The sequence below is a fragment of the Sorangium sp. So ce381 genome, from assembly GCF_051473845.1.
Classification (GTDB): domain Bacteria; phylum Myxococcota_A; class Polyangia; order Polyangiales; family Polyangiaceae; genus Sorangium; species Sorangium atrum.
On the sequence record NZ_CP150336.1, the window covers coordinates 6501104 to 6512476 of the forward strand.

The window sequence follows — 11373 nt, forward strand, 5'->3', positions numbered from 1 at the left end:
CGAGGCGGGCTCCCTTGCGCGGAATGGCGGCTCAGACGAGGCCTTCCAGCGTCGCAAGCTGGACGACCTGCCGCTCCGCGTCCACGCTGCTGACGAAGCTCTCGGTCAGCGGGATCTCGATGGAATCTGCGCCCTGCCTCTCCACGACGAGCACGTCGCAGGTCGGGTACGACTGGAGCGACTTGACGTGCCCGAGCAGGCCGCCATCGGGCGTCATCACGCGCGCCCCCTCGACGTCGCAGGCGTAGAACTCGCCCTCGGAGAGCGGCGCGAACGCATCCCGCGGCACGCACACCGTCGCTCCGCGCAGGGCCTCGGCCGCGTCCCGATCGTCGATCCCGGCGATCCGCACGAGCAGCGCCTTGTCGACGGGCCGCGTCGCGACGATCTTCGCGTCCCGCGCAGAGCCGTCGGGAAGGCGCAGCCTGATCGGAGGGCGCGTGAGGAGCAGGTCGGACGCCTCGTTGTAGAGGCGCAGTCGCAGCTCCCCCTGGACGCCGTGCGGACGGGCGACATCCGCGACGGGAACGTAGCGTCGCTCCACGTCGGGCTCGCCTCAGTCGAGGATGTCGAGGTGCGCGCGGCGCCCCGACTTGCTCGCGGCGGCGCTCAGCAACGTCCTGATCGACTGCGCAGTGCGCCCGTCCTTGCCGATCACCTTGCCGATATCCTCGCGCGCGACCGTCAGCTCGATCCGGGGGAAGCGATCTCCCGCGACCTCGCGCACGACGACCCGGTCCGGCTGATCGACGAGCGCGCGTGCAACGAGCGCGACGAGATCGACCAGCGGAGACGTCGACGAGGCCATGCTACTTCGCGGCGTCCGCGGGGGCGGCCGCCTGGGCCAGCCCAGGGTGCTTCAGGAGCAGCGCCACCGTGTGCGTCGGCTGGGCGCCGTTCGAGATCCAGTGCCTCACGCGGGGAACATCGAGGCGGATCTCGGTCCTGCGCGGGTCGTACGTGCCCAGCCGCTCGATGAACCTGCCGCCGCGCGGGCTGCGCTGGTCGGCGACGACGATGCGGTAGAAGGGCGTCTTCTTGGTGCCCGCGCGGGCGAGGCGAATATGAACGGCCATCTGTAGAACCTCGATCGATATGGAAGAGCCCGTGCGCACGTTGTGCACGGCCTGCTCTGGAGGCGCCCGAGCGTAGCTCGTTCAGTGCTAGGCGCCAGAAGTGGGGGCGCAACCTAGGCGAAGATCCTGGTGGGGGTCAACCCCGCACGCGCAGGACACGTCCGTGAAGGACAACTTTGGGGCCACCGCAGCCAGCGCAAGGCCGCTCTTGCCCGTCGCCGAGCGTCCTCGCCGGACGAGCCCGGTGCGAGCGCGGAGCCGAGATCCGCGTACATGCACGGTCATCAACTTCGTGGAATTCGCGAAAAACGATGAGTGTCGGGGAAGTACGTCGTCCAGGACGCGTTCGCTGGAGCAGCGTCTCCGGGAGGTTCACGCGGGAGCGCGTGCTACCCGTGGCGTCAGCCCAGATCGAGGATGATGACGCCCCGGTTGGGATCGTCCTCTTCCGAGTCCGGAAGACGACGAGGTGCAGGGTAGCGTTCGATCGGCAGCTCGAGGCGCGGTCGAATTTCTTCTCTTCTGGACCGATCCTTCTCTTCTTCGCGCTGCCGTATTTGCTCGATGATGAACGGAGGAAGCATCGACTAACCCCTCCACCTCGTAGAGTGCTCGGCTGAATTGGTGGAACGAGGTCTGCGAGAAAGCACCCCGCTCTTAGAAGCGAATCTAGCAATGTGGGATGGCGGGTCAAGGTTATCGGTCGGGCCGACAGTGGTATGTTCGCGGCGCTCATGACGCGGCACGGCGCGTGGTTTGCGCACGCATGCTCCCCAGGCTCAGGGTCGGGTTCTGCTTCTGGTCCTGGAGCCAGTTCCGGTTCCAGTTCCAGTTCCAGTTCCAGTTCCGGCTCCGTTCCCGAACTTGTTCGGGAAGATCGGCGTCGCCCGGTGCGCTCGCAGGTCACATCCTGCTCCTTCCTGGCGGCGCTCGTCGCACTGATGGCGCTGCTCGCGCCCGCCCGAGCAGCAGGCGCCGCCTTCGACGTGAACGACCCGAGCTGGGAGGGTTGTTCGGAGCTTCTCGAGATCGCGCGCGCGGAGCTGGGGGCCGCGAGGGTCCACCCCGTCGCTGTGCTCGACTGGAGCCAGGTCGGCCCCGAGGACGGCATCCTGGTCCTCCACCCGCTGCAAACGCTCGACGCTGACGAGACGACCGCCTTCATGAAGGCCGGGGGGCGGCTCGCCATCATCGACGATTTCGGCCGCGGCGACGACACGCTCAGGCGGTTCCAGATCGAGCGCATCCCCACGCCGGCCCGGCCGCTCGCCGCGCTCCGGAACCGACCCTCCCTCGCGATCGCGGAGCCGGTCGCCGACACCGTCGGGGGCCACTCCGTCGGCAGGCACCCCGTCGTCGGCCACGTGGAGCGGCTCGTCACGAACCATGCGACCGGCCTCCGGCATCCGAACCTCTCGCCCGTGCTGCGGATCCGCGCCGTCAGCGAGCCGGACGTGATCCTCGCCGTCGCCGGGCAGGTCGGCAAGGGACGGCTCTTCGCGATGGGCGACCCGTCCGCGCTGATGAACATGATGCTCAGGTACCCCGGCAACCGCGCCTTCGCCTCGGGCCTGACCCGCTACCTGGTCGACGAGGATGGGGCGGAGCCGCGCCGAGGGCGGCTCCACATCGTCGCGAACCGGTTCGATGAAGAGAGCTCGTTCGGCGGCGAGACGTCGCTCCGCAAGGACTTCGACGCGCAGGTCAAGGCGCTCGCGAGCGCCGTCGAGGACGCCCGCCGCGACGGGCTTCCAGGCGGCGCCCTCCTCGCGCTCTCGGCGCTCGCCGGCCTCGGCCTCGCGATCTGGACCGCGCGCGCCTCCGCGCGGCCCTACCGGAGCCCGCTCCCCCGATACGCCCGCCCGACGCCGCTCGTCGCGCAGGGAGGCGCAGCCGGGCGCGTCGCCGTCCTCGCCGCCCCCTCTTCCCCGCGAGGGCTCGCGTTCCTCGAGCTGAAGAGCGCCCTGTTCGAGGCGCTGTCCTTGCGGTTCGGCCTGGATGCGAATCCGGCGCAGGAGACGGTCGCGCGGCTGGTCGCGCGAGAGGGATCTCTTGACGAGCGAGCCCTCTCGGCCTTCAAGGATGTTCTGGGCACCATGTACCGAGTCGAAGCGTCCGTCGTCGCCGGCAAACCGGCGAACGTGTCCAGGCCCACGCTCATGCACGCCGCCGACGTCGTGCGGAACGTCCTCGCCGCCTGCGGCGCCGACGGCCGGAAACCGTCGCGCGGACGTCACGCCGGCGCGCCCCCTGATCCTGCGACGGCGCCCCCGTCGCCGACAGACGCGAAGCTCGCCACCCCCCACTCAGACAAAGGCGCTCGATGAACCAGGTGCAGGCCGTCGCCGTCGACGAAATCTCCGCGGCCAAGGAGCGGATCGAGGCGGTCCGGCGAGAGATCACGCGCGTTTACATCGGATCGTCGCGCGCGATCGATCTGATGCTCACCGCCCTGCTCGCGCAGGGGCACGTGCTGCTGGAGGGCGTCCCCGGCGTCGCGAAGACCACGCTGGTCAAGGCGTTCGCGGCCGCGCTTGGCGCGTCGGTCCGGCGGATCCAGTTCACGCCCGACCTCCTGCCCGCCGACATCACGGGAACCTATGTCCTGTCGCCCAAGGAAGGGACCTTCACGCTGCGCCCCGGTCCGATCTTCGCGAACCTCGTGCTCGCCGACGAGATCAACCGCGCCCCGGCGAAGACCCAGTCGGCCCTCCTCGAGGCGATGCAGGAGCGACAGGTGACGATCGAAGGCGATCGCTTCGAGTTGCCGTCGCCCTTCATGGTGCTCGCGACACAGAACCCGATCGATCTGGAGGGGACTTACCCGCTGCCCGAGGCGCAGATCGACAGGTTCCTCATCCGCGTGAGCCTCGGCTACCCGCAGCACAAGGACGAGGTGGCGATGCTCCGCGCGCACAACGTCGAGGCGCCGCGGGCGCGGGCGACGCTCTCCGTCCAGGACCTCCTCATGCTGCAGGGTGTCGCGCGAAGGATCCACGTCGAGGAGGATCTGTACGAGTACGCGGTGAACCTCACCGCGTTCACGCGCACGCACCCTCGCGTGCTGCTCGGCGCATCGCCGCGGGCCACGCTCGCGCTGGTCCAGGCCGCCAAGGCGGCGGCGGTGATCGGCGGGCGCCCGTTCGTCACGCCGGACGACGTGCGCGGCATGGCGCAAGCGACGCTGGCCCATCGCCTCGTGCTGGTACCCGAGGCCGACGTGGACCCCAAGGCGCGCGACACGGTCATCGACGAGGCGGTTCAGCGCGTGGGGTACAGGCGCGCGGCGCGGCCGGCGTAGATCCGCATGCAGCTCTACCCCACGCGCACCGCCGCCCACCTGGCCATCGCCGGCGTCGCGGTCATGGGCGCCGGGCTCATCGCGCGCGAGCCAGCGATCGTCGGCTGGGGCGGGGCGATCCTTGTCGCGATCGCGCTCGCCCGCGGCGTGACGCTGGTGTCGGTGGCGCGCATCCGCGCGGCTGGGTTCGAGATGCTCTGGGGCGGCTCGCGGCGAATCCTCCGCTCTGCGCGGGGAGGCACCGTGGAGATCGAGGCCGAGGTTAGGAACCGCGACACCCTCGCGGCTCGCTACGTCAAGCTGCGCACCATCGCGTCGTCGCAGCTCGACGTGCGCATCGAGCCGAACCGCGGCGAAGTCTCCGCCTCGGGTCGGCTCAAGGTGAAGGTCATCGTGCGAACGCCGCGCGTCGGGCAGCACGGGCTCCACGGGCTCGCGCTCGAGGTGCACGGCGCCCCGGGGCTCTTCGAGGTACCCCTGACCTTCGCGAACCCGTACGGCATCGAGGTGCTCCCGCGGCCCTTCATGCCCTACCTGACGCAGCCGCGTGGAGGACGCAGTCACCTCCTCGCTGCCTCAGGCAAGCCCGGGCGCGTACGCGGCGAAGGAGACGACCTGCGCGAGCTGCGAGAGCACCAGCCGGGGGACCCGTTCCGGAAGATCGCGTGGAAGGCGAGCGCGCGCCGGGGCACACTGCTCGTGCGGGAGTTCGAGCGCGAGGAGCGGGATGTGGTCTGGATCCTCGTCGACGCGGCCGTGGAGCTCTGGGCGGGCCCGCTCGGCCGGGCTCCGCTCGATCTCATGATCGACGAGGCCGCGGCCATCGCGACGAGGCACCTCGGGCGCGGCGACCGCGTCGGGCTCATCATCCTGGCGCCAGGCCCGCGCGTGACGATCGCGCCCGATCACGGCCCTGGGCATGGCCAGAAGATCGCGCAAGCGCTCACCGTCGGGTGCGGCACCTACGACGCGGAGCGGAGCGAGCTCGACGAGCCGGACGTCGCGGCGCGCGTCATCGAGCACCTCAGGCCGCTCGACGCGCGCGGCCTCGACGATCTGCGCCGCGGCGACATCGATCGGCTGGCGGCCCGCGCGGAGTCGATGCGGGCGCGTGCGCCTTTCTCGGCTCCGGCGCCGCTCGGGCGCTCGCAGCGCGAACGGACGCTGCGCCGCTACCTCGCGAGCTACGGCATCGAGTCGCCCGCGCGCGCCGAGCCGGATCGGCGCGATCCCGCCGTGGCGGTCGCCGAGTCGCTCACGCACATCGCGCGCGTCAAGCCGCGCGCGAGCATGGTCTACGTCCTCGCGTCGCCTCCCGCCGACGCACAGCTGAGCCAGCTCTCGGAGGCCGTGCGTCGGCTCTCGCGGAAGGCTGTGCACGTGGTGTGGACGCTCCCGGATCTCGAGCCAGGGCTCGGCCCTCCCTGGGAGGCGCCGCGACCGCAGGAGAGCGACGGCGACGAGGGGCAGAGCGGCCCCACGCCCGCCAACAAGGCCTTCCAGGAGCTCGCGCCGATCGCGGCCGAGGCGGTGCTCATCCGCGCGCGGGTAGCTCAGACGCGCCGCGAAGCCGTTCTCCGCAGGGTCGGCGTGCGCGTGGTGCGGCTGCGCGCGGCGGCCGCGCCGAGCAGAGCCGCAGAAGCAGCCCACGACGGGGCGCACCCGCCGCAGATCTGAGGACGAGAGATGGCCATCGCAGAGCTCTTGCGCACACGCGGTCTCTCCCCGAAGAAGGGGTTCGGGCAGAACTTCCTCGTCGACGTCGATGCGGCGCGCCGGATCGCCGAGGCGGCCACGACGACGGAGGGCGGCGCGGTGATCGAGATCGGAGCAGGGCTCGGCGCGCTCACGCGGCCGCTCCTCGATCGCGCCACGCACGTCGTCGCCATCGAGCGCGATCGCGACCTCGTCCCGATCTTGCGCGAGCAGCTCGCTGGGCCGATCGAGGAAGGCCGCTTGACGCTGCTCGAGGCCGACGCAGCGCAGGTCGACTGGGTCGGCGCGCTCTCCGGCCACGCGCGGCCGCACGCGGTGGCGGGCAACCTCCCGTACCACATCACGGGCCGGCTCCTCGAGCAGGCGACCACCGTCGCGCATCAGATCGATCGCGCGGTGTTCATGGTGCAGCTCGAGGTCGCGGAGCGCCTCGTCGCCGCCCCGGGCAGCGCCGACTACGGCGCGCTCTCGGTCTTCGTGCAGGCCGCGTTCGACGTGCGCCGCCTCCTGATCGCGCGCGCCGGCGCGTTCTACCCGAGGCCCGAGGTCGACTCGGCGGTCGTCGTGCTGACGCCGTGGCGCCCGCGGCGCGCCGAGGAGACGGACGCCTTCCGCGCGGCCGTGCGCGCCGCGTTCTCGGCGCGCCGCAAGACGCTCCGGAACGCCTGGAAGAACCTCTACGGCTGGTCCGCCCAGGAGCTCGAGCGGCACGCGAAGGACGCCGGCATCTCGCTCGACGCGCGCGGCGAGACGCTCAGCGTCGAGGCGTTCGCGCGGATCGCCGCTTCCACAGGACGCTGAGCGCCCACCGCGCGCCGGCTCCCTCTCGCTGGAGCCGGAGAACGACCGCGAATGGACGTTGCACCCGGACGTCCCGTGTGGAGCCCAGCCTCCGGAAAACACGCCCGATGCCGCGCGTCCGCAACGAAGCGCTGTCAAAAATCCCGCAGAATTTCTGGCAGACGGCACTAGTCGGACGCGCAGGTCCGTGCTAGTGGGCCCCGCGACTCGTCAAAGCACGTACGAGGAGGACTCCCGCTCCATGGTTGTTGGAAAGATCACCCAGGTCATCGGACCGGTCGTCGATGTCGATTTCCCGGCTGGCCAGCTGCCCAAGATTCTGAACGCGCTCAAGCTGAGCAACCCGAGCATCTCGGCTGAGCCGGACAACCTCGTGCTCGAGGTCGCCCAGCACCTCGGCGAGTCGTCGGTGCGCACGATCGCGATGGACTCCACCGACGGCCTCGTGCGCGGGATGGAAGTCCGCGACACGGGCAAGCCCATCATGGTGCCGGTCGGCAACGAGTGCCTCGGCCGGATCCTGAACGTCGTCGGTGTGCCGATCGACGAAGCCGGCCCCGTTCATGCGAAGAAGCTGGCGCCGATCCACCGGGAGCCGCCCCCGTTCATCGAGCAGTCGACCAAGGTCGAGGTCTTCGAGACGGGCATCAAGGTCATCGACCTGATCGCCCCCTACCGCAAGGGCGGCAAGATCGGCCTCTTCGGCGGCGCTGGCGTCGGCAAGACGGTGCTCATCCTGGAGCTCATCAACAACGTCGCGAAGGCGCACGGCGGCGTGTCGGTCTTCGCCGGCGTCGGCGAGCGGACGCGCGAGGGCAACGACCTCTTCCTCGAGATGAGCGAGTCGAAGCTCGCGGATGGCAGCCCCGTCATCTCGAAGGCCGCGCTGATCTACGGCCAGATGAACGAGCCCCCGGGCGCCCGCGCTCGCGTCGCGCTCTCGGCGCTCGCGGTGGCCGAGCACTTCCGCGACGAGGAGGGGCAGGACGTCCTCCTGTTCGTGGACAACATCTTCCGGTTCACCCAGGCGGGCTCCGAGGTGAGCGCGCTCCTCGGGCGCATCCCGAGCGCCGTCGGTTACCAGCCGACCCTCTCGACGGAGATGGGCGCCTTCCAGGAGCGCATCACCTCGACGACCAAGGGCTCCGTCACCAGCGTCCAGGCGATCTACGTCCCTGCCGACGACCTGACCGACCCCGCGCCGGCCACGGCCTTCGCCCACCTCGACGCCACCACCGTCCTCTCGCGCGCGATCTCGGAGCTCGGCATCTACCCGGCCGTCGATCCGCTCGACTCGAACTCGACGATGCTCGATCCCCAGATCGTCGGCGAGAAGCACTACTCCGTCGCGCGGCGCGTCCAGCAGACGCTGCAGCGCTACAAGGACCTCCAGGACATCATCGCCATCCTCGGCATGGACGAGCTCAGCGAGGACGACAAGCTCGTCGTGGCGCGCGCCCGCAAGATCCAGAAGTTCCTGTCGCAGCCGTTCTTCGTCGCCGCCCAGTTCACCGGCCTCGAGGGCAAGCTCGTGCCGCTGAAGGACACGATCGCGGGCTTCGAGGAGATCCTCGACGGCAAGCTCGACCATGTCGCGGAGCAGGACTTCTACCTGGTGGGCGGCATCGAGGACGTGAAGGCTCGCGCTTCGCAGAGGGCGTCCTGACGCAGCCATGGCCGACACAATCCTCCTCGAGATCGTGACGCCGACCGGCGTCGCGCTGCGCGAGCAGGTCACGGACGTGACCGCGCCGAGCGTCGCCGGCGAGTTCGGTGTGCTCCCGGGTCACCTCCCGCTGCTCGCCGCCCTCCGGACCGGCCTCGTGACCTACCACCAGAACGGCCAGGAGCACCGCCTGGCCGTCCATCACGGCTTCGTCGAGGTCGCCAACGACACCGCGCTGCTCCTCACCGAGCGCTTCGCGGTGAAGGATGACGTCGACGTCGTGAGGGTACGCCTCCGGCTCAAGGAGGTCGACGCCGAGCTCGACCACTGGCAAGGCGACCTGACTGATCCGCGCCGCCGGGCGCTCATCGAAGAGGAGCAGTGGCTCGCCACCGAGCTCGAGCTCATCGGCGATCCGCCCCCTCCGATGGTACGCGAAGACACGCGCTTCCTGGCCGAGCACGCCGAGGCGCCGCCTGTTGACGAGATGGTCGAGGCTTCCCAGCCCGACGAGAGCCTCACGGACCACAAGAAGCCCGGCTCTCCGTTCCCCGATCCGAAGTGACGTCTCTGGCGGCTACCGCCTTGCACGTGCGGCCGCCGCACAGGACACTTGTCTCCACACAGGCCGCGAGGGACTGGGGGGTCTCCCGCTTCGCGAGCTGCCCGTACCGCCGAGGCGCTGGCGCGGACGCCGCCACGCCGTCTGAGTCCACCCGTGATGATCTGCGGGCCCCGCACGCACGGAGCCCCCAAGGCAGCCCATGATCTCTCCGGAGACGATCGCGCTCGTGAAAGAGCGCACGGATCTCGTAGCGCTCATCGGCGAAAGCGTGCGCCTCGCCCGCCGAGGGCACTCCTTCACCGGGCTCTGTCCCTTTCACAAGGAGAAGACGCCCAGCTTCCACGTGAGCCCGAACCGCGGGTTCTATCACTGCTTCGGCTGCAAGGAGACCGGCAGCGCCATCGACTTCGTGATGAAGCTCGAAGGCCGGACGTTCTCCGAGGCGGTCCGCGCGCTCGCCGAGCGCGCCGGCATCGAGGTGGCGGAGTCGCTGACCGAGGCCGAGCGGCGCGAGGCGCAGGCGGCGCGCAGGTCGAAGGACGACCTCTACGCCGTCAACCACCTCGCCGCGACGTTCTTCGAGCACAGCCTCCGCGGGGGGCCGGGCAGCGCTCCTCACCCGCTCGCGCGCTACGCTCACGAGGAGCTCCAGCGGCGCGGCCTGCCCCTCCGCGACGGCGATGGAGCCGTTGATCCGATCGCCGACGCCCTCCAGGCGTTCCGGATCGGCTACGCCCCGTTCGGCTGGGACGGGCTCTCCACGTACCTGCGACAGCAAGGCGTCTCCCCGGTCCTCGCGGAGCGCGTCGGGCTCCTCGTGCCGCGCTCGTCGGGGAGCGGCCACTACGACCGCTTCCGCCACCGGCTCATGTTCGCCGTCACCGACGTGATGGGCCGGGTGATCGCGTTCAGCGGACGCGCGCTGCCCGATCCCAGCCCTTCCGAGCTCTCGTCGCTCGGCCTCACCGGCCCTGCGCCGCAGGCCGACGGCGCGCCGGCGAAGTACATCAACAGCCCCGAGTCGCCCATCTACACGAAGGGCGAGCATCTCTTCGGGCTGCACCAGGCGCGCCAGTCGATCCGCCAGCGCGGCGAGGCGATCCTCGTGGAGGGCAACTTCGACGTCGTCGCGCTCCACGCCCGCGGCATCGGCCAGGCGATCGCTCCGCTCGGCACCGCCTTCACGCCCGGACAGGCGAAGCTCATCAAGCGCTTCGCGCCCGCGGTCATCCTGCTGTTCGACGGCGACGCGGCCGGCAAGAAGGCCACGCGCGCGGCGCGCTCCCCGTGCCGCGAGGCCGGGCTGAGCGCGCGCGTCGCCGTGCTGCCTTCCGGCGTCGATCCGGACGACCTCGCGCGCAAGCACGGCCCGGAGGCGATCGCGCGCATCGTCAAGGCGGCGCGCGGCCTGCTCGAGCACCTCATCGACGAGGCGCTCGACGGCGACACCTTCGGAGGCTCGTCGCTGCCCGAGCAGCTCGCCCGCGTGCGCGCCGTGACCGCGCTGCTCTCTGAAGAAGACGACCCGAACCTCAGGATGATGGCGAAGCTCTACGCCGATCGCCTCTCCTCGAAGCTCGTGATCGGCGGCCGCTCACCGGACGACCTCCGGCAGCTGGAGCGCGTCGTCGAGGAATCCCTCTCCCGCCCACGGAACCAGCCAACCCGCGAGGTGATCCCGTCCGGACAGACGACCGAGACGTGGGAGCGCGCGCGTTCACGCGCTCAAATCCAGGAGGTAAGCCTGGAGATCCTGGGCGCGATCCTCGATTTCCCTGAGCTTCTGGCCGACGACGATCTCCAGACAGCGCTGGAGTGCCTCGAAGGCGATGTCGCCCTAGCGATTGTTGCGGCGCGTCAAAATTTCACTTTTGAAATGGGTCTTGCCGCCAGCGAATTTCTTGCGCAAGTCCCGGCTCCGATCCATTCATTCGCGGCTGGACGGCTGGTCTCGCCTGTCTTCGAAGCGGCCTCAACGGCCAAGGCGACGCTCTTGGAGAATTCACAAAAGTTGAGCAGACAAGCCCTGGCGCGCCAAAAAGCAGCCGTCGTGAGCCAGCTCCAGAAGAGCGCGGTCGACGCTGATGCTGAAAACGCTTTGCTGCGTGAGCTATTCCAGCGAAGAGCGGGGGGTCTCGGTCTTCCTTGATGCGTTCCGGGTCGCCTCGCCGTGGCGGCCCGACGTGCGTGATCCCTAGAGTTTATCGGAGTCATTGGGTGTCTTGTCGGTCGCGGCGAGCTGGTCGCC

General features: G+C 70.1%; 11 protein-coding genes. 7 read left to right on the forward strand and 4 right to left on the reverse strand.

Translation table 11 applies throughout. From position 1 onward, the window contains the following. Positions 1-31 precede the first annotated feature (31 nt). From rimM to WMF29_RS24120, 4 genes are all read right to left on the reverse strand, one after another. On the reverse strand, positions 32-544 hold the full coding sequence (gene rimM / locus WMF29_RS24105; RefSeq protein WP_272093361.1) for a ribosome maturation factor RimM: 513 nt from the start codon (positions 542-544) through the stop codon (positions 32-34). 12 nt (positions 545-556) lie between these two features. Further along, positions 557-808, reverse strand: a complete 252-nt coding sequence (locus tag WMF29_RS24110; RefSeq protein ID WP_012237070.1) for a KH domain-containing protein — start codon at positions 806-808, stop codon at positions 557-559. 1 nt (position 809) lies between these two features. Then, positions 810-1076 (reverse strand): 30S ribosomal protein S16, encoded by a 267-nt coding sequence (gene rpsP, locus WMF29_RS24115; protein ID WP_012237071.1) that lies wholly within the window; start codon positions 1074-1076, stop codon positions 810-812. Between the two features lie 401 nt (positions 1077-1477). Then, on the reverse strand, positions 1478-1660 hold the full coding sequence (locus WMF29_RS24120; protein ID WP_157906850.1) for a hypothetical protein: 183 nt from the start codon (positions 1658-1660) through the stop codon (positions 1478-1480). Positions 1661-1966: 306 nt separating this feature from the next. Between WMF29_RS24120 and WMF29_RS24125 the strand changes: the two genes are divergently transcribed. From WMF29_RS24125 to dnaG, 7 genes are all read left to right on the forward strand, one after another. Further along, positions 1967-3403 (forward strand): DUF4350 domain-containing protein, encoded by a 1437-nt coding sequence (locus WMF29_RS24125; protein WP_437322494.1) that lies wholly within the window; start codon positions 1967-1969, stop codon positions 3401-3403. Continuing rightward, positions 3400-4377, forward strand: coding sequence for an AAA family ATPase (locus tag WMF29_RS24130; protein ID WP_437322495.1), 978 nt, complete (start codon positions 3400-3402; stop codon positions 4375-4377). Before WMF29_RS24125 ends, WMF29_RS24130 begins: the two co-directional genes overlap by 4 nt. A 6-nt stretch (positions 4378-4383) precedes the next feature. Beyond that, complete coding sequence (locus WMF29_RS24135; RefSeq protein WP_437322496.1) at positions 4384-6054, forward strand: DUF58 domain-containing protein; 1671 nt, start codon at positions 4384-4386, stop codon at positions 6052-6054. A 9-nt stretch (positions 6055-6063) separates the two neighbouring features. Next, complete coding sequence (rsmA, locus tag WMF29_RS24140; RefSeq protein WP_437322497.1) at positions 6064-6894, forward strand: 16S rRNA (adenine(1518)-N(6)/adenine(1519)-N(6))-dimethyltransferase RsmA; 831 nt, start codon at positions 6064-6066, stop codon at positions 6892-6894. A 241-nt stretch (positions 6895-7135) separates the two neighbouring features. Continuing rightward, complete coding sequence (atpD, locus tag WMF29_RS24145) at positions 7136-8560, forward strand: F0F1 ATP synthase subunit beta (protein ID WP_272093366.1); 1425 nt, start codon at positions 7136-7138, stop codon at positions 8558-8560. 7 nt (positions 8561-8567) lie between these two features. Further along, positions 8568-9125, forward strand: a complete 558-nt coding sequence (gene atpC / locus WMF29_RS24150) for an ATP synthase F1 subunit epsilon (protein ID WP_437322498.1) — start codon at positions 8568-8570, stop codon at positions 9123-9125. 199 nt (positions 9126-9324) lie between these two features. Beyond that, positions 9325-11274, forward strand: coding sequence for a DNA primase (gene dnaG / locus WMF29_RS24155; protein WP_437322499.1), 1950 nt, complete (start codon positions 9325-9327; stop codon positions 11272-11274). The last annotated feature ends 99 nt before the right edge of the window (positions 11275-11373 follow it).